16 protein-coding genes and 1 pseudogene are annotated in these 17,834 nt (G+C 71.0%); 5 read left to right on the top strand and 12 right to left on the bottom strand.

The window, feature by feature from the left end; translation table 11 throughout:
* Nucleotides 1-76 precede the first annotated feature (76 nt).
* Together C8250_RS29380 and C8250_RS44505 are read right to left on the bottom strand one after the other, a co-directional pair.
* Nucleotides 77-550, bottom strand: a complete 474-nt coding sequence (locus tag C8250_RS29380) for a hypothetical protein (protein ID WP_138357112.1) — start codon at nucleotides 548-550, stop codon at nucleotides 77-79.
* A 68-nt stretch (nucleotides 551-618) separates the two neighbouring features.
* Nucleotides 619-903: a LuxR C-terminal-related transcriptional regulator gene (locus C8250_RS44505; protein WP_269285177.1), complete on the bottom strand. Its 285-nt coding sequence runs from the start codon at nucleotides 901-903 to the stop codon at nucleotides 619-621.
* Between the two features lie 184 nt (nucleotides 904-1,087).
* On the opposite strand from C8250_RS44505, the gene C8250_RS29370 reads away from it, so the two are divergent.
* A complete protein-coding gene (locus C8250_RS29370; RefSeq protein WP_138357113.1) occupies nucleotides 1,088-2,011 on the top strand; it encodes an NADP-dependent oxidoreductase in 924 nt (307 codons plus the stop codon).
* A 61-nt stretch (nucleotides 2,012-2,072) separates the two neighbouring features.
* On the opposite strand, the gene C8250_RS29365 is transcribed toward C8250_RS29370, so the two are convergent.
* The 4 genes and pseudogenes from C8250_RS29365 to C8250_RS44935 form a co-directional block, all read right to left on the bottom strand.
* Nucleotides 2,073-3,098: an ATP-dependent 6-phosphofructokinase gene (locus tag C8250_RS29365; RefSeq protein WP_138357114.1), complete on the bottom strand. Its 1,026-nt coding sequence runs from the start codon at nucleotides 3,096-3,098 to the stop codon at nucleotides 2,073-2,075.
* Between the two features lie 38 nt (nucleotides 3,099-3,136).
* Nucleotides 3,137-4,156, bottom strand: coding sequence for a 2-hydroxyacid dehydrogenase (locus C8250_RS29360; protein WP_138357115.1), 1,020 nt, complete (start codon nucleotides 4,154-4,156; stop codon nucleotides 3,137-3,139).
* Between the two features lie 26 nt (nucleotides 4,157-4,182).
* The gene (locus C8250_RS29355; RefSeq protein ID WP_138357116.1) at nucleotides 4,183-4,893 is read right to left on the bottom strand and encodes a radical SAM protein; all 711 of its coding nucleotides are present in this window, start codon (nucleotides 4,891-4,893) and stop codon (nucleotides 4,183-4,185) included.
* 76 nt (nucleotides 4,894-4,969) lie between these two features.
* A pseudogene (locus tag C8250_RS44935) lies at nucleotides 4,970-5,065 on the bottom strand (hypothetical protein); the annotation flags it as partial.
* A gap of 527 nt (nucleotides 5,066-5,592) precedes the next feature.
* On the opposite strand from C8250_RS44935, the gene pta reads away from it, so the two are divergent.
* The 3 genes from pta to pyk all read left to right on the top strand — a co-directional run bounded on the left by pta (nucleotide 5,593) and on the right by pyk (nucleotide 10,380).
* Nucleotides 5,593-7,704, top strand: a complete 2,112-nt coding sequence (gene pta, locus C8250_RS29345) for a phosphate acetyltransferase (RefSeq protein WP_138357117.1) — start codon at nucleotides 5,593-5,595, stop codon at nucleotides 7,702-7,704.
* Nucleotides 7,701-8,882 (top strand): acetate kinase, encoded by a 1,182-nt coding sequence (locus C8250_RS29340; RefSeq protein ID WP_138357118.1) that lies wholly within the window; start codon nucleotides 7,701-7,703, stop codon nucleotides 8,880-8,882. The genes pta and C8250_RS29340 overlap by 4 nt, the downstream gene beginning before the upstream one ends.
* A gap of 67 nt (nucleotides 8,883-8,949) precedes the next feature.
* Nucleotides 8,950-10,380 carry a pyruvate kinase gene (gene pyk, locus C8250_RS29335; RefSeq protein ID WP_138357119.1) on the top strand — a complete coding sequence of 477 codons (1,431 nt, stop codon included), beginning with the start codon at nucleotides 8,950-8,952 and terminating at the stop codon, nucleotides 10,378-10,380.
* 189 nt (nucleotides 10,381-10,569) lie between these two features.
* On the opposite strand, the gene C8250_RS29330 is transcribed toward pyk, so the two are convergent.
* The 4 genes from C8250_RS29330 to C8250_RS29315 form a co-directional block, all read right to left on the bottom strand.
* Complete coding sequence (locus tag C8250_RS29330; RefSeq protein ID WP_138357120.1) at nucleotides 10,570-11,832, bottom strand: hydrogenase expression protein HypF; 1,263 nt, start codon at nucleotides 11,830-11,832, stop codon at nucleotides 10,570-10,572.
* Nucleotides 11,822-12,409, bottom strand: coding sequence for a DUF6114 domain-containing protein (locus C8250_RS29325; RefSeq protein WP_232485221.1), 588 nt, complete (start codon nucleotides 12,407-12,409; stop codon nucleotides 11,822-11,824). The genes C8250_RS29330 and C8250_RS29325 overlap by 11 nt, the downstream gene beginning before the upstream one ends.
* Nucleotides 12,410-12,501: 92 nt before the next feature.
* Nucleotides 12,502-13,143: a DUF6230 family protein gene (locus tag C8250_RS29320; protein WP_138357121.1), complete on the bottom strand. Its 642-nt coding sequence runs from the start codon at nucleotides 13,141-13,143 to the stop codon at nucleotides 12,502-12,504.
* 606 nt (nucleotides 13,144-13,749) lie between these two features.
* The gene (locus C8250_RS29315) at nucleotides 13,750-14,724 is read right to left on the bottom strand and encodes a tetratricopeptide repeat protein (protein WP_138357122.1); all 975 of its coding nucleotides are present in this window, start codon (nucleotides 14,722-14,724) and stop codon (nucleotides 13,750-13,752) included.
* A 273-nt stretch (nucleotides 14,725-14,997) separates the two neighbouring features.
* On the opposite strand from C8250_RS29315, the gene C8250_RS29310 reads away from it, so the two are divergent.
* A complete protein-coding gene (locus C8250_RS29310; protein WP_138357123.1) occupies nucleotides 14,998-15,630 on the top strand; it encodes a TetR/AcrR family transcriptional regulator in 633 nt (210 codons plus the stop codon).
* Between the two features lie 13 nt (nucleotides 15,631-15,643).
* On the opposite strand, the gene C8250_RS29305 is transcribed toward C8250_RS29310, so the two are convergent.
* The gene (locus tag C8250_RS29305) at nucleotides 15,644-16,660 is read right to left on the bottom strand and encodes a GDP-mannose 4,6-dehydratase (protein WP_138357124.1); all 1,017 of its coding nucleotides are present in this window, start codon (nucleotides 16,658-16,660) and stop codon (nucleotides 15,644-15,646) included.
* On the bottom strand, nucleotides 16,657-17,787 hold the full coding sequence (locus C8250_RS29300; protein ID WP_138357125.1) for a UDP-N-acetylglucosamine--N-acetylmuramyl-(pentapeptide) pyrophosphoryl-undecaprenol N-acetylglucosamine transferase: 1,131 nt from the start codon (nucleotides 17,785-17,787) through the stop codon (nucleotides 16,657-16,659). Before C8250_RS29300 ends, C8250_RS29305 begins: the two co-directional genes overlap by 4 nt.
* Nucleotides 17,788-17,834: the final 47 nt, after the last annotated feature.

Raw genomic sequence — 17,834 nt, 5'->3', positions numbered from 1 at the left:
CGGCTGACACCGCACCTGTCGCACGGATGGATTCCGCGCCCCGGCCCGCAGCCCCGAGCTGTCGCCCGGGGCGCGGTCATGCGCTGCCGGAGAACGCCCCGCCGAACCGCCGGCAGCCGCGCGCCACCACGTGCGCGACACCGGCCGCGGCCAGCGCCGGGACGAGCAGCATCGGCAGCCCGGGGCCGCCGGAGAAGAACTGCTCGACGGCGCCCTCGGAGGTGAACGCGTCGACGGTGCCCAGCTCCAGCAGGACCACCACCGCGGCGGCGGAGGACGGCGCCGTCCCCGGGGCGAACGCCCAGCGCGGCGGCAGACAGACCAGCAGCCCGCCGGCCAGACCGCCCGAGACCGCTCCGAGCGCGCCACCGACGATCGGCCCGAGGGCGAGATAGGTGTACTGCCCGTACTCGGTGAGTTCGAAGAGAGTGCCGCCCAGCGCGCCGCCGAGCAGACCCGCGGCCGCCAGGCAGCAGAACAGCGTCCACCGCCAGTCGCCCGCGCCGTGACCGGAGCCGTAGCCGGGCGCCTCGTCCGCTGTCGTCGCCACGCGGGGCACCTTCCCTCATCCGCCGCCGTCGTCGGATGGATCAGACTGCACCGCCGGTGCCCACCGGATCAAGTACATGGTCCGTTCGGGGTACTTCTGGTGAATCGCCCCTCAAGCCGCCGCAATGTCCCCCCGGAACGGGCCAGCGCCGCGGCCTCGCCGCGGGTGTCGACATCGAGTTTGTTCAGGATGTTCGCGACGTGGAACTTCACCGTGGACTCGCTGATGTGCAGGTCCTCGGCGATGGCCCGGTTGCGGTGTCCCCGTACGAGATGTGGGTCGGCAGGGTCTGGCCGAGCGGGGCCTGGACGACTTCCAGGGCCACGGTCAGAGCGTGTTCCGGTTCGTTCCAGCCGCTGGATTCCATAGCGTCAACGGAACTGGGCGCGCTGCGGCTACGGCCTGGCTTTTCGGACAGCTGGGACTGTCCGAAAGGCGGGGCGGGTTTCCGGGACGCGCGGGCCAGGCTGTGAACACCACGACGAGGCCGGGCCGGAACGGTTCGGTGCTGTCCACCACTTTGAGGAGTGCGTTCCCATGACGAAGGCCATTGCGTTCGCGGCGTACGGCGACGCCGACGTCCTGCAGCCCACCGACATCGAGGTGCCCGCTCCCGGACCGGGCCAGGTGCGGCTGACCGTGCACGCCGCCGGCGTGAACCCGCTCGACTGCAAGATCCGCAGCGGCGCGGTCTCCGCCGTCTTCCCGGTGGAACTGCCGCACGTACCCGGTCTGGAGGCGTCCGGCACCGTGGAGGCGGTCGGCGAGGGCGTCACCGGCCTGGCGGTCGGCGACGAGGTCTTCGGCCCGGTCGCCGGCGCCTACGCCGAGCAGCTGGTGGTCGACGCCGGCCGGCTGGCGGTCAAGCCCGCCTCGCTGTCCTGGGCCGAGGCCGCGGCGCTGCCCGTCGCCGCCGAGACCGCCTGGCGCACCCTGGAACTGCTGGACGTGAAAGCGGGCGAGACCCTGCTGATCCACGCCGCGGCCGGCGGCGTCGGCACGCTGGCCGTGCAGTTCGCGGTGGCCCGCGGCGTCCGGGTCATCGGCACGGCGAGCGAGGCGAACCACGAGTACCTGCGCTCGCTGGGCGCCGTTCCCGTGACATACGGCGACGGCCTGGCCGAGCGGGTCCGCGCCGTGTCCGGCGGCCCCGTCGACGCCGTCCTGGACGCGGCGGGCCGGGACGTGCTGGGCGTCTCGGTGGAGCTGGCCGGCGGCCCGGAGCGGGTGGTGACCATCGCCGACGCGATGCACGCCCCCGCCCACCAGGTGCGCTTCTCCAGCGGCGGCCCCGGCCAGGACCGCACCGAGGCGGCGCTGGCCGGTGCGCTGGCCCTGCACGCGGAGGGTTCGCTGCAGGTGAGCATCGCCCGCACGTACCCGCTGACGGACGCCGCCGAGGCGCACCGCGCCAGCGAGCACGGCCACCACACCGGGAAGATCGTCCTCACCATCGGCTGAACCACCGCCCTGGAACGGGCCCTGGAAGCGGTCCCGGCGAAGCGGCCAGGGAACGGCCGGGTCAGAACACCGACTCGGCCTCGTCCATCCGCTCGTCCGGGACCCGCTTCAGCTCCACCACCGCGTCCGCGAGCGGCACCATCTCGATCTGGGTGCCGCGCAGCGCGGTCATGTGCCCGAAGGCGCCCTTGTGGACGCCTTCGACGGCGTGCCAGCCGAAGCGGTTGGCCAGCACCCGGTCGTAGGCGGTCGGGACGCCCCCGCGCTGCACGTGGCCGAGGATGACGGGACGCGCCTCCTTGCCGAGGCGCTCCTCCAGTTCGACGGCGAGCCGGGTGCCGATGCCGGTGAACCGCTCGTGCCCGAACTTGTCGACCTCGCCGACGCCGTAGTCCATGGTGCCCTCGGCGGGGTGGGCGCCCTCGGCCACGCAGATGACGGCGAACCTCTTGCCGCGGGCGAAGCGCTCCTCGACCATCGCGACCAGGTCGGCGGGGTCGAACGGCCGCTCCGGGATGCAGATGCCGTGCGCGCCGCCCGCCATACCGGACTCCAGGGCGATCCAGCCGGCGTGCCGGCCCATGACCTCGACGACCATGACGCGCTGGTGCGATTCGGCGGTGGTCTTCAAACGGTCGATGGCCTCGGTGGCGACCATGACGGCGGTGTCGAAGCCGAAGGTGCGGTCGGTGGCCGAGATGTCGTTGTCGATGGTCTTCGGCACGCCGACGACCGGCATTCCGGCGTCCGACAGCATCTTGGCGGCGGTCAGGGTGCCTTCGCCGCCGATCGGGATGAGGGCGTCGATGCCGTACTGGCGGCACAGCTCCTCGGCGTTGTCCGCGGCCTCGCGCAGCCGGCCGCGCTCCAGGCGCGCGGAGCCGAGGATGGTGCCGCCGCGGGCCAGGATGCCGCTGACCGAGTTGAGGCCGAGCGGGCGGTAGCGGCCTTCGAGCAGCCCGACGAAGCCGTCCTCGAAGCCGATGACCTCGTCGCCGTGCCCGGTGAGCGCGCGGTGCACGACCGATCGGATCACGGCGTTGAGGCCGGGGCAGTCGCCGCCTGCGGTGAGGACTCCGATACGCATGGGCTGGTCTCTCCTGGATGGTTTCGGGGCCTGGGGTGTCACGGGGCGGGGGCCGGGCGCGCCGGGCGTTTCGGGACCAGGGTGCCGGCACCGACCCGGCCGGCCAGGAAGTCGTCGACGTTGCGGACCGTGGCCTCGACGATCTGGTCGAGCGCGTCCACGGTGTAGTAGGCCTGGTGCGAGGTGATCAGGACGTTGGAGAAGGTGAGCAGGCGGGCCAGCGTGTCGTCCGTCATGATCTCCAACGACTTGTCGAAGAAGAAGACGCCGGCCTCCTCCTCGTAGACGTCCAGGCCCACGCCGTCGAGCCGGCCGGCTCGCAGCGTCTCGACCAGGGCCGCGGAGTCGATGAGCCCGCCGCGGCTGGAGTTGATGAGGATCGCGTCGTCCTTCATCCGGGCCAGCGCGTGCGCGCCGACGAGATGGTGGGTGTCGGGAAGCAGCGGTACATGCAGGGAGATCAGGTCGGACTCGGTGAGCAGCACGTCCAGTTCGACATACTCCATGCCCAGCTCGACACAGGCTGGATCGGGTACGACGTCCCAGCCCAGCAGCTTCATCCCGAAGCCGTGCGCGATCCTCGTGAACGCCGCGCCGATCTTGCCGGTGCCGACGACGCCGACCGTACGGCCCCGGAAGTCCCGGCCGAGCAGGCCGTCGAGGCGGAAGTCGAAGTCGCGGGTGCGGGTGGCGGCGCGGACGATCCGGCGGTTGAGGGCGGTGGCCAGCGTCCAGGCGAATTCGGCCACCGAGTACGGGGAGTAGTAGGCGACGCGGGCGACGGTGAGGCCGAGACGTTCGGCCGCGTCCAGGTCGATGTTGTTGAATCCGGTGGACCGCTGGGCGATCAGCTTGGTGCCGCCCTCGGCGAGCACCTCCAGGACGTCGGCGTCCAGCTGCGCGTTCACACTGGTGCTGACGATCTCGTAGCCTGCGGCGAGCGGCACGGTGTCGATGGTCAGGAAGGTCTCCAGACAGCGCAGCTGGTAGCGGGCGGCGAAATCCCGCTCCAGCAGGGGCCGCTCGTCCTTCTGCACTCCGGTCGCCAGGATCTCCACCGACACTCCTCTCTCATCACCTTATTTCACCCTATGGGAACCGTGCGGAGATGCGTACCACCCCGCATCCCCGCTTCCGCCGGCCCGTGGGGCGAAGGTCGGACCGTGTGCAGGCCGTGCGCCCGGAGCTGGGCCCGTACCCGGTCCATGACCTGCGGATCCGGCGACGGGGTGGCGGCCGCCGGGAACCTCTTGCCGAGCGCCTCGTACGTTCCCGCACCGGGCTTGTGGAAAGGCAAAGCGTCCACCCGGGTGACGTTCGGCAGGCCGCCGGCGAAGGCGGCCACGCCCTCGACGTCGGCCTCGCCGTCCGTCAGTCCCGGCACCACGGCGAAGCGCACCCGGACCTCCTTGCCGAGCGTCTCCAGCCGGCGGGCGAGGTCCAGGGCCGGCCGCAGCTCGCGCCCGGTGAGCTCCCGGTACAGCGCCGGTTCCCAGGACTTGATGTCCAGCAGGACGAGGTCGGTGTCGGCCACCAGCGCGTCGTGGGCCCGGCTGCCGAGGAAGCCGGAGGTGTCCAGGGCGGTGTGCAGGCCGAGTTCGTGCCGGAAGCGGTGCAGCAGCTCACCGGCGAAGACCGGTTGCAGCCGCGGTTCGCCGCCGCTGACGGTGGCGCCGCCAGCGGCGGGGATGAACGGGGTGAACGAGGCGGCCTTCCCGACGATCTCGTCGGCGGGGGTGCGGGTACCGCCGCGCATCGGCATGGTGTCCGGGTTGTGGCAGTACAGGCGGCTCAGCGGACAGCCGGCGAGGCTTGGGCATGATCGCGGGCTTGAGCGGGGCGTCGGTCCGCAGCCCGACGATCAGGTCGAGGTCCTCGTCGATGCAGCCGGGGGCGAACGCGTCGATGGCGGAGGGCGTCCGCACGTCCACGTCGTGGATGCCGCGGGCTATCTCCTGCGGGAGCATCCCCAGCACCCGGTGCCAGACTTCACCCGGTGCCAGACCTTCTCGGTACGCTCGGTCGGACCAGCCAGGAAGGAGCCGTCGCCCTCGTGGGGCGTGCAGTTCGACCGGATGACGTCACGGACGTCGACGGCGTCCCGCCACAGTCCGCCCCTGAAGCCCTCCCAGGGCGCGGGGGGCTGTGTCCCGGGTGCCCGGGCGGCTGCCTTCTCCGGCTGCGTCGCGGTCATGTCCGACTCACCTGTCCTTGCACTGGAGCTGTTCCGCTGGTGGACTTTTCCAGTCTCCTCCCGGTGTTTTCGCTGGTGAGCAGGCGAATGGCATCGTGGGGAGGGTCGAAGGGCACCTCCGCGGGCCCTGTGCCGGCAAGCGACGGCACCAGCGTCGCGTTAGCGTCTTGGAGTAGGTACGAACGGGAGAGCGGCCGCACCGGGGACGGAGCGCGGCACGAAGAGAGCAGTGGCGGGAAGCAGTGGTGAGCCGGCAGCGATGAGCAGCAACCCAGCGCGACGATGGATCGGAGAACGCGCGTGACGCGCAGCGTCTATGTAACGGGGATCGGCCGCGGCGACGGCCGCCAGGTGGTCGAACTGGGGGTGATGGAGCTCCTGACCCGCCAGGTCGACCGGGTGGGGGTGTTCCGGCCGCTGATGCACGACGGGCCCGACCGGCTGTTCGATCTGCTGCGCAGCCGCTACCGGCTGTCCCAGGACCCGTCCACGGTCTACGGCATGGGGTACGCGGAGGCGGCGGCCCTCCAGGCCGAGCAGGGGCGCGACGCGCTGACCGCCCGGCTGGTGGACCGGTTCCACGAGGTCGCCCGGGAGTACGAGGCGGTGCTGATTCTCGGCTCCGACTTCGCGGAAACGAATCTTCCGGCGGAGCTGGGCATCAACGCCCGGCTCGCCAACGAATGCGGCGCCTCCGTGCTGCCGGTGATCGGCGGCATCGACCAGACGGCCGAATCGGTGGTCGCCGAGGTCCGCAACGCCTACCTCGCCTACACCAACCTCGGCTGCGACGTCATCGCCATGGTCGCCAACCGCGTCGGCCCGGCGGAGGCGGACGAGGCCGGCCGCCGGCTCGCCCGCCGGCCCGAGGTGCCCGTCTACGTCATCCCCGAGGAGCCCGCGCTGTCGGCGCCCACCGTGGCGCAGATCGTCGAGGCACTCGGCGCGGACGTCCTGCTCGGCGATGACGCCGGGCTCTCCCGCGACGCGCTGGACTTCGTCTTCGGCGGCGCGATGCTGCCGGCCTTCCTGCCCGCGCTGACCCCCGGCTGTCTGGTGGTCACCCCCGGGGACCGCGCCGACCTCATCATCGGCTCGCTCGCCGCGCACTCGGCCGGTGCCCCGCCGATCGCGGGCGTGCTGCTCACCCTCGACGAGCGGCCGGGCCCGGACATCCTGGCGCTGGCGGCGCGGCTCGCGCCCGGCACCCCGGTGATCGCGGTCGCGGCCGGCAGCTTCCCCACCGCCGCCGAGCTGTTCGCGCTGGACGGCAAGCTCGGCGCGGGCACCCCGCGCAAGGCGGAGACCGCGCTCGGGCTGTTCGAAACCCACGTGGACACCGCCGAGTTGACGGAGCGGCTGTCGGTCGCGCGCAGCGAGCGCGTCACCCCGATGATGTTCGAGCACACCCTGATCGAACGGGCCCGCTCCCAGCGCCGCCGCATCGTGCTGCCGGAGGGCGCGGAGGAGCGCATCCTGCGCGCCGCCGAGGTGCTGCTGCGGCGCGGAGTGTGCGACCTGATCCTGCTCGGCGACGAGGACGCGGTCCGCAAGAAGGCCGCCGACCTGGGCATCTCCCTCGACCAGCCGGGCGTCACCGTCGTCGACCCGCAGACCTCACCGCTGCGGGAGCGGTTCGCCGAGCAGTACGCGAAGCTGCGCGCCCACAAGGGCGTCTCCTACGAGCTGGCCTACGACGTCGTCGCCGACGTCTCGTACTTCGGCACCCTGATGGTGCAGGAGGGCCTGGCCGACGGGATGGTGTCGGGCGCGGTGCACTCCACCGCGGCCACCATCCGCCCGGCCTTCGAGATCATCAAGACCGCGCCGGGCGCGGCGATCGTCAGCTCGGTGTTCTTCATGTGCCTGGCCGACAAGGTCCTCGTCTACGGCGACTGCGCCGTCAACCCGGACCCGGACGCCGAGCAGCTGGCGGACATCGCCATCCAGGCGGCGGCAACCGCCGCCCAGTTCGGTGTGCAGCCGCGGATCGCGATGCTGTCGTACTCCACCGGAACCTCGGGCTCCGGCGCGGACGTCGACAAGGTCCGCAAGGCCACCGAGCTGGTGCGCGAGCGCCGCCCCGACCTGGCCGTCGACGGTCCGATCCAGTACGACGCGGCCGTCGAACCGTCGGTCGCGGCCACCAAGATGCCGGACTCGGCGGTGGCTGGCCAGGCCACCGTGCTGGTCTTCCCCGACCTCAACACCGGCAACAACACCTACAAGGCCGTCCAGCGGTCGGCCGGCGCGGTCGCGGTCGGTCCGGTGCTGCAGGGCCTGCGCAAGCCGGTCAACGACCTGTCGCGCGGTGCTCTGGTCCAGGACATCGTGAACACGGTCGCCATCACGGCCATCCAGGCGCAGGGCGAATCCCCGGCGCGGCAGCAGGGCGAAGGAGACACCCAGTGAGCAGCCCCGCAGGACCGGCCGGCAGCCCCTCCCGCGTCCTCGTCCTCAATTCCGGCTCGTCCTCCGTCAAGTACCAGCTGCTGGACATGGCCGCCGGTCCCGGCGCGGACAGCCGGCTCGCCGCCGGGCTGGTCGAGCGGATCGGCGAGGGCGAGGTCGCCGACCACGACGCCGCCCTGCGCATCATCGCCGCCGAGCTGGACGGGCAGGGCCTCGGCCTGGACTCCCCCGAGCTGGCGGCGGTCGGCCACCGCGTCGTGCACGGCGGTACCCGCTTCACCGAGCCGACGCTGATCACCGACGAGGTCGTCGCGGCGATCGAGAAGCTGGTGCCGCTCGCCCCGCTGCACAACCCGGCGAACATCACCGGCATCAAGGTCGCCCGCGAGCTGCGCCCGGACCTGCCGCAGGTCGCGGTCTTCGACACCGCGTTCCACTCGACGATCCCCGAGCACGCCGCCCGGTACGCGATCGACACCGGGACGGCGGACCGTTACGAGATCCGCCGCTACGGCTTCCACGGCACCTCGCACGCGTTCGTCTCGCGCGCCGCAGCGGAGCTGCTCGGCAAGGAGTCGTCCCAGGTCAACGTCATCGTGCTGCATCTGGGGAACGGCGCCTCCGCCTCCGCGGTGGCGGGCGGAACCTGCGTGGAGACCTCGATGGGGCTGACGCCGCTGGAGGGTCTGGTCATGGGCACCCGTTCGGGCGATCTCGACCCGGCGGTAGTCTTCCACCTGGCGCGCGTAGGTGGAATGACGGTGGACGAGATCGACACCCTGCTCAACAAACGCAGTGGCTTGCTCGGCCTGTGCGGTGACAACGACATGCGCGAGATCGGACGCCGCATGGCCGAGGGCGACAAGGCCGCCCGGCTGGCGTTCGACATCTACATCCACCGCCTGCGCAAATACATCGGCGCGTACACCGCCGTACTGGGCCGGGTGGACGCCATCGCCTTCACCGCCGGGGTCGGGGAGAACTCCGCCGCGGTGCGCGAAGCGGCCCTGCAGGGCCTGGAGACCCTCGGTATCGAGGTCGACGCCGTGGGCAACGCCGTCCGCGGCCATGCCGCGCGGCTGATCTCCACGGACACCAGCAGAGTCGCGGTGGCCGTGATCCCCACCGACGAAGAGCTCGAGATCGCCCGTGCCACCTATGCGCTCGCCCAACGCTGACCTCGCTTCATACCCACGACGCCCCAGGAATATTCCGGAGCGGAACAAACCCGATAGGATTGCGCCCATGCGCCGAGCAAAGATTGTTTGCACCCTGGGACCCGCCGTCGACTCCTACGACCAGCTGAAGACGCTGGCCGAGGCCGGCATGAACGTGGCCCGTTTCAACTTCAGCCACGGAACTCACGCCGAGCACGAGGAGCGCTATCAGCGCGTGCGCAAGGTCGCCGAGGAGACCGGCCGTGCGATCGGCGTCCTCGCCGACCTGCAGGGCCCCAAGATCCGGCTGGCCAAGTTCGCCGACGGACCCGTCGAGCTGGTCTCGGGTGACGAGTTCACCATCACCGCCGAGGACGTCCCCGGCGACAAGACCATCTGCGGCACCACGTACAAGGGCCTGCCCGGCGATGTCAGCAAGGGCGACCCGATCCTGATCAACGACGGCAACGTCGCCCTGCGGGTCATCCAGGTCGAGGGCCCCCGGGTGCGGTGTCTGGTCGTCGAGGGCGGAGTGATCTCCGACCACAAGGGCATCAACCTTCCCGGCGCGGCCGTGAACGTCCCGGCGCTGTCCGAGAAGGACATCGAGGACCTGCGCTTCGCGCTGGCGATGGGCGTCGACATGGTCGCCCTGTCGTTCGTCCGCGACGCCTCGGACGTCAAGGACGTCCACCGCGTCATGGACGAGGAGGGCCGCCGGGTCCCCGTCATCGCCAAGGTGGAGAAGCCGCAGGCGGTCGAGAACATGGAGGCCGTGGTCATGGCCTTCGACGCGGTCATGGTCGCCCGTGGCGACCTCGCCGTGGAGTACCCGCTGGAGCGGGTGCCGGTCGTCCAGAAGCAGCTCATCGAGCTCTGCCGCCGCAACGCCAAGCCGGTGATCGTCGCGACCCAGATGATGGAGTCGATGATCACCAACTCGCGCCCGACGCGCGCCGAGGCCTCCGACGTCGCCAACGCGATCCTCGACGGCGCGGACGCGGTCATGCTCTCCGCCGAGTCCTCCGTGGGCAAGTACCCGATCGACACGGTCAAGACGATGTCCCGCATCGTCGAAGCCGCCGAGGAGGAGCTGCTCAAGCGCGGCCTGCAGCCGCTGGCGCCCGGCAAGAAGCCGCGCACCCAGGGCGGCGCCGTGGCCCGCGCCGCGGCCGAGCTGGCCGACTTCCTGGACGCCAAGACCCTGGTCGCGTTCACCCAGTCCGGCGACACCGCCCGCCGGCTGGCCCGCTACCGCGTCCCGGCCCCGGTGCTGGCGTTCACCACCGACCCCTCGACCCGCAACCAGCTCGCGCTGACCTGGGGCGTCGAGACGTACGTGGTCCCGTACGTCGACAACACCGACGCCATGGTGGACGTCGTCGACACCGAGATGCTCAAGCTCAAGGAGTACAACGCGGGTGACACCGTGATCATCACCGCCGGTTCGCCCCCCGGCGTCCCCGGCAACACCAACATGGTCCGGGTGCACCACCTGGGCGACGACATCCGCAAGTAGCCGCCCGGCACGCGACGCCGCCGCACACGGCGTCGCGGCACGGAGGTCGTGGCACGGAAGGTCGTGGCACGGAAGGTCGTGGCACGGAAGGTCGTGGCACGCAATGCGCCGAGGGCGCCGAACCCCTGACGGGTTCGGCGCCCTCGGCGTTTGTGCGGCTCCCGGACGGGTCTCTGGGGGCGCCCTCGGTTACGGGTAGGTGCCCTTGGTGATCGACTGGTGCAGGTTGCTGATGTGCAGCGTGCCGCCGAACTGTCCGGCCTGGCGGATCTTGACGTTCGTGAAGACCGCCAGCGGAACGTTGATCGGCGGGGGCGTGTCCGGGCTGAACGTCACCGGGATGAGGCCGAAGAGGTTGCCCTTCAGCTCCTCGGTGTACATCGTCACCGTGCCGTTCTGGATCGTGGACGTCGTGCCAGGACCCTGGACGTGGTGGACGTAGCCGGGGCCGTTGACGAGCTGGTGCAGATCCTTGATGTCCAGCGAGGACGCGGTGAACTTCAGGACCTTCTTCATCGTGCCGTTGGTCGTCCGGACCGTGACGATGCCCTTGTAGTCCAGGCCCTTCAGCGTCAGCACGCTGGATTCCAGGTACCAGGGCTGGTCCGGGAGCAGACCGTGCTCCGTCTCGTACGGCGCGTCGGCCAGCGCCTTGGCGTCGTGCGTCGGACACGGGAACGGGGTCTTGCCGTCCACGGTGGTCGGGGTGGCCGACGGGGTGGCGGTGGCCGACTTCTCGGCCGCCTTGGCCGCCGCGTCCGCCGCTGCCTTGGCGGACTTCGCCGCCGTGGTCGCCGTGGACGACGGCTTCGCCGCCGGTGCCTTGGCAGGAGTCGTGCTCGGCGCCTTGGGCGGCGCCGTCGTGGGAGCGGTCGTCGGCGGTGCCGTGGTGGGCGCCGTCGTCGGGGCGGCCGGCTTGTTCAGACCGAGGACGTCCTTGATCGCGTCACCGACACCCAGCGGGTCCCACGGGTTGTAGGACTTCGTCGGGCTCGGCGTCGCCTTCGGAGCCGCGCTCGGCGTGGCCGTCGGCCCGGTCTTCGATGCGGTCGTGGGCACGGTCTTCGGCAGCGCCTTGAGGGCGCTCTTCGGCTCGGCCGTGCTCGCGGACGGGCTCGGCGAGGAGCTCGGCTTCGTGCTGGGCGCGGAGCTCTCCGTCGCGGAGGGCGTCGCGCTCGGCTTGGCTGTGGTGGCATCCGGTGCCGGCGTGTCGGACTGCGTGACACACGGACCGGGAGCGTAGGGGTTCTTCGGCATCTCGTCGGCGAGGGCGAGATGCGGGGTTATGCCCATGCCCATCAGTACCGCTGTGGGCATCGCGGCGATGGCTATCGCCTTGCCCGCGGGCATCTGGAGCTTGGTGAAGAGCGACTTCCTCGGCGCCGCGTGGCGCGGCACCAGTCTCGTACGGGGTCCGTCGCCGTCGGCCGGCAGAGCCTCGTCACCCCGCACTACGCCTCCCATGGTCGTCTGTGGTCACTTCGTCCACTCCGGCACCCGGCGACACCGAGTGCTTCTCCAGCTGTGGTGCGGGGTGGTACTCGGGCTCCGGGCCGGAGTCGTGGCCACCGGTCGGCGCACCGTCCGGCAGTTGGGCCGACTGACCGGGAGCGTCGGCCGCCGGAACTCCGGGCGCCCAGGCGATGCCGAGGGAACCGCCCACCAGGCCCAGCAGAAAGCCGATCAGGAATCCGCCGAAGTTGGACACGGGGATCGACACCAGTGCCAACAGGATCGCGGCGACACCCGCGAAGATGCGTACGACCGGCTGGAACCACATGGTCAGCCCGAGCACCATCAACAGGATGCCGATGATCAGCGACCCGGCGCCCGCCGTGGTGGACATCCGCACGGTGAGCTGGCCGAGGGTCAGGTTCGCGTACGGAAGGTACGCGATGGGGATGCCCCCCAGGAGGGTCAGCAGGCCCGCCCAGAACGGCCGCTGCCACCGCCAGTTACGGAAACGCGTGTGGGCGGTATGGAAGGCGTTTGGTTCGTGACCCTGCAGCCCTGTCGACTCGGCACTCATGGAACAGCTCCCTGGGACTGACTTTTTTGCGCAAGAAAGTTGGAGGGCGACCGGGTGAGGGGCGCAAACCCCTCACCCGACCGGTCAAGTGCCTAGTAGCACTCGTTACTGCCCTTCTTGACCGACAGGCTCAATCCGCTGAGCTTGAAGGTGCCCGCGCTGGTCGCCCAAGCGGTCTGCTGCACCTTGGTCAGCGTGGCCTCCTGGGCCTCCTGGGCGAAGGCGCCCGGGTTCTGCGGACCCTGGCCGGCCTTGTGCGGGCCGTCGATGCCCGTGGCGTCCTTGTTGTTGCCCGCCGCGCCTGCCGGAACACCGATGTTGATGTTCGTGAACGACGCGTCCGCGTTGAGCTGGTCCAGGTCGATGTACAGGTTCTCGGCGTGGACCGGCGTGCCCTTGCCACCGGCCTCCAGCCGCAGCGTCACATCGCCGAAGACCGGGACATGCGTGATAACGGACTGGCACATCTTGGTGATGTCGGCGGAGTGGAAGCCCGAGACCGCGACCGGCACAGTGGTGCCGCCGACCTGGGCGTCCATCGCGCCGTACTGGACGAACCCGAAGCCGTGCAGCTCGTCAGCGCTGACCTTGAAGTTCTGGCCGGACACTGCGAACGACGCGGCGAGCGCGCCCTGTGCGAGCGCCATGCCGATCACTGCCGTGGCAGCAATACCCGGCACCATGACAACGGCGAACCGCTTCCACTTGGTGCCGCCTCTAACGACCGACTCCATGACTTTCCTCCTGATCGGACGTACACATCCGGCCGGATATGGAGATCCGGGGCCGGGATGGGGAGAAGAGCTACGTCCTCGGGAAAGGGAGCGCCGTCATCGAAGGCCGGTCCGCGGGTATGCGGACGGCGCAGTCCGAATCATCAGCGATCACCCCCGAGCGACAACCACTGGCCACGCTCTCGCGCAACCTGCTGGACAGGCCCTGCTGGGTGGGCAGAGACCCCCCTGTCCGGAAGCGGCGGCAGTTACGCCGTGCACTTCCACTCGGTGGGGACCCTCCCCCGGCTACCGCTGGGGGTCGCCCCCAGCCGCACCAGCTGGCTGCCGGATGGTCGGGGGAACAGGACCGAGCTTGGCCGATGGTGGTCCATTCCCAGCCGCTGCACAAGAGGTCTCGTTACCAGCGAGTAACGGAAGGATGTCGAGAGCGCGATCATCAAACGTCGCGATATCACGCAGCGTAGTTGCGGCGAGGGCGTGAATGTCCGACAAAGAGAAAGATTTCCGGAAGAAAAGGGGTCACTCTCTTACCGGAAGTAACAGCGACCGCACTTCATCACGATTGCGTAAAGTGCGGTCGCCGTATCGATGAATCAGCTGCGGTCAGAACAGGACGCGAGCCAGTGCGACACGCGCTGTCACCACGCGGGGGTCGTCGGTGCCGATGACGTCGAAGAGTTCCAGCAGACGCAGCCGTGCCGCGTCCCGGTCGTCACCGGCCGTACGGCGCACGGTGTCCACCAGTCGCCCGAAGGCGTCCTCGACATGCCCGCCGACGAGGTCGAGATCCGCCGCGGCCAGCTGGGCCGGCACATCGGCGGGGTTGTCGGCGGCGGCCTTGCGGACCGCCTGCGGGTCGGCGTCCTGCACCCGCTGCAACAGTTCGGCCTGGGCCAGGCCGAGCTTGGCCTCGGCGTTGGCCGGCTCGTCCGCCAGCACATTCCGGTACGCCTGGACGGCGCCGCCCAGATCGCCCGCGTCCAGCGCGTCGTGCGCGGCGGACAGCGCCAGCTCCTGCGGAGTGGCGGGCCGGGGCTCGGGGGTGGCGGCGGCGGCCGGAGCCGCGCCCGCCTCGACCGGAGCGCCGACGATGCCGAAGCGCTGCTCGCCCACGGCGATCAGCTGGTCCAGCACCTCGCGGATCTGGTCGTCGGCGGCCGCACCCTGGAAGAGCGGCATCGCCTGACCGGCGAGCACCGCGAAGACGGCCGGCACGCCCTGGGCGCCGAACTGCTGGAACAGCAGCTGGTTGGCGTACACATCGGCGCGGGCCAGCAGGAAGCGGCCGGCGTACTCGCCGACCAGCCGTTCCAGCGTCTCGTTGAGCTGCTTGCTCTGCTCGGCCTGTTCGGCCCAGAAGCTGATGACGACCGGGACCTCGGAGGAGCGCTGCAGTACTTCGCTCTCGAAAGTCTCCTCGGTGACATCGATGACGAGCGGGGAGGCGGCGGAAGGGGCGGGGGCGCCGGCGTCCTGCCGTTGCGCCCTGGCCTGCTCGGCCTTCGCCTTGGCCTCACCGGCCGCCTTCAGCGCGGCGAGGTCGACCACGCCGCTCATGGACATGTTCCGTGGCTGCATGAGGTCAATCCTCCCCCCTCGTCGTAAAAAAGTGTGAACGGCCCCCGAACCGTCCGCCGGATCGCGGACAGCCGGGAGCCTCCACCGCTGTTCCAGAGTGTCCTTCTCGGCGTGGGTCCCCACCTGCGCCAGTGGTCATCGCTCTTTCGCTACGAGTCGTAGCGTAACTCCAAACTGTCCGGTCCCCGCAAGCTTCAACCCCGCGGGGCGGCGTGATCCCGGTCACGGAGCGGTCGCGGGCCACCCGGCGTACTGGCCGGTATGGTCCCAGCCATGCACAACGGCACTTCAGCGAAGAAGACGGGCCGCCCCCGCAGCGCCGACGCCGACCACGCGATCCTGGAAGCCACCAGGGCCGCCCTGGTCGAACTGGGCTGGGGCGGGCTGACGATGGGCGATGTCGCCACCCGGGCCGGCGTCGCCAAGACCACCCTCTACCGCCGCTGGGCGGGCAAGAACGAGCTGGTCGTCGACGCGGTCGCGGTGCTCTTCGACGAACTGGAGCTGCCCGACCGGGGAAGCCTCCAGGCCGACATCGAGGACGTGGTGCTGCAGTTCGCGGCGCTGCTCGCGCTCCCCGAGGCCAGGACCGCCCTGATGGCCGTCGTCGCCGAGTCCACCCACGACGAAGCATTGCGGCGGCGGATCCGCGAGGCCATCGTGGACCGGCAGAAGTGCCTCGTGGTCCTCGGCCGCCGGCGCGCCCAGGAGCGCGGCGAACTCCCGCCGGACGGCCCGCCGCTGGGCCCCCACGGCACGGACACCGCCACCCAGATCGACCTCATCTTCGACGTCATCGCCGGCGCCGTCGTCCACCGCACCCTGGTCAGCGGCGAACCGGTGGACGCGGCCTGGGCCCGCACCTTCACGACGTTGCTGCTGGGCGGCCTGGCGGCCATCCGCTGACCCGGGGCCGCCTCTACACCTGGTAGCGGTCCGTCGCGAAGAGGTTCAGGTTCTCCGCGACCCACTCCGAGGTGCGGCGCAGTCCCTCCTCCAGGGACACCTGTGGCTCCCATCCCGCCCACTGGCGCGCCCGGGAGTTGTCCGACAGCAGGCGCTGGACCTCGCTGCCCGAGGGGCGCAGGCGGGCCGGGTCGACGACGATCTCCGCTTCTCGGCCGGAGGCGGCGATCAGGGAGCGGGCGATGTCGCCGATGGAGACCTCGCGGCCGGTGCCGAGGTTGACGACCTCGCCGAGGGCCCGGTCGCAGCCGGCCAGGGCCAGGAAGCCGGCGGCGGTGTCGGTGGCGTAGGTGAAGTCGCGGGTCGGCGCGAGGGATCCGAGGCGGATCTGCCGGGCGCCGGAGTGCAGCTGGGCGAGGATCGCCGGAATGACGGCGCGCGCGGACTGCCGGGGGCCGTAGGTGTTGAAGGGCCGGACGACCGTGACGGGCAGCTCGAAGGAGTGGAAGTACGACAGCGCCGTCATGTCCGCGCCGATCTTCGAGGCGGAGTACGGGGACTGCGGCTGCAGCGGGTGGCTCTCGCTGATCGGCACGGTGAGCGCGCTGCCGTAGACCTCGCTGGTGGAGGTGTGGACGAGCCGGCGCACTCCGTGCCGCAGACAGGCACCGGCGACGTTCTGGGTGCCGGCCACGTTCGTCTGCACATAGGCCTCGGGGGCCTGGTAGCTGTACGGGATGCCGATCAGTGCCGCGAGGTGGAAGACGGTGTCGCAGCCGTCGACGGCGTCCATGACGCGGCCCGCGTCGCGGACATCGCCCGCGAGCATCTCGACGGGGCTGTCCGGCCGCAGATAGCCGGCGAGGTGGCCGCGTTCGCCGTAGGGCTTGTAGTGCACCAGGGCGCGGACGTTCGCGCCGCGCTCGACCAGCAGGTCGACCAGGGTGCTGCCGATGAAGCCCTCGGCGCCGGTCACCAGGACGGTGCGGCCGGTCCAGTCGACAGGGTTCAAAGATGTGGTCGCTGTCATGCGGCGTTCCTCAGTTCGAGAGTCTTGGCGGCGAGCAGATCGGCCGCCCGGGCGTGGGTGCCGGGGTCGGCGGCGCCGCTCATCGCGGCGAGCCGGCGCGGGTCGCGCAGCAGCGGCTCGACGAGCGCGGCCAGCCGGTCGGCGGTCGCTTCGGCGTCGGGGAGCAGCACGGCGGCCCCGGCGTCGGACAGGACGCGGGCGTTGTGCGTCTGGTGGTCGCCGGGCGCGTGTGGATAAGGGACGAGCACGGCGGGCACCCCGGTCGTGGCCAGTTCGGCGATGGTCGCGGACCCGGCCCGGCAGATCACCAGGTCGGCGGCCGCGTAGGCGAGGTCCATCCGGTCCAGGTACGGGACGGCCTCGGCGACCGGGTTCCCGGCCAGCCGGGTCCTGGCCTCGGCGAGCGCGGCCGGGCCCGTCTTGATGAGCAGCCGTACGTCGTTCCGGTCCCGCCAGCGCGCGGCGAGTCCGATCGCCGCGTCGGTCAGCCGGGTGGCGCCCAGGCTGCCGCCGTTGACGAGGACCAGCCGGGCCCCGGCCGGTACGCCCAGCTCGGCGCGGGCCCGGCCGCGCAGGGCGGCCCGGTCCAGGGTGGCCAGCGGCCCGGACAGCGGCATGCCCACGGTCTCCGCCGTGCTGCCGGACGGCAGATGCGCGCGGCTGCGGTCGAAGGCCAGCGCGATGTTCGGGGTGAGCCGGGCCGCGAACTGGTTGGCGCGGCCCGGCACCGCGTTGGACTCGTGGACCAGGCTCGGCAGCCCCGCCAGCCGCGCCCCGAGGATCACCGGCGCGCTGGGATAGCCGCCCATCCCCACCGCGATCTGCGCGCCCTGCTCGCGCAGGATCGTCCGGCAGCGCACCGCCGAGCTCAGCAGCGCGGCCGGCAGCAGATAGCGGCGGGCGCCGAGCGACCGGTCGAACGGGATCATGTTGACCGTGTGCAGCCGGTAGCCGGCTTCCGGTATCAGCCGGGTCTCCAGCCCGCGTTCGGTGCCGACGAAGGTGACGACCGCCCGTGGATCGGCCCGGCGCAGCGCGTCGGCGAGTGCCAGTCCTGGATAGATGTGCCCACCGGTGCCGCCCGCCCCGATGACCACTGACAGTGGAATGTCCTGTGAGGTCCGCATGGCCGCAACGCTGACGGGACGGTCTAAGAGGGTTCTAAGAGCCCGGT

The organism is Streptomyces sp. So13.3, assembly GCF_005860785.2.
Taxonomy (GTDB): Bacteria; Actinomycetota; Actinomycetes; order Streptomycetales; family Streptomycetaceae; genus Actinacidiphila; species Actinacidiphila fildesensis.
This window is presented reverse-complemented; position numbering and strand designations above follow the sequence as displayed.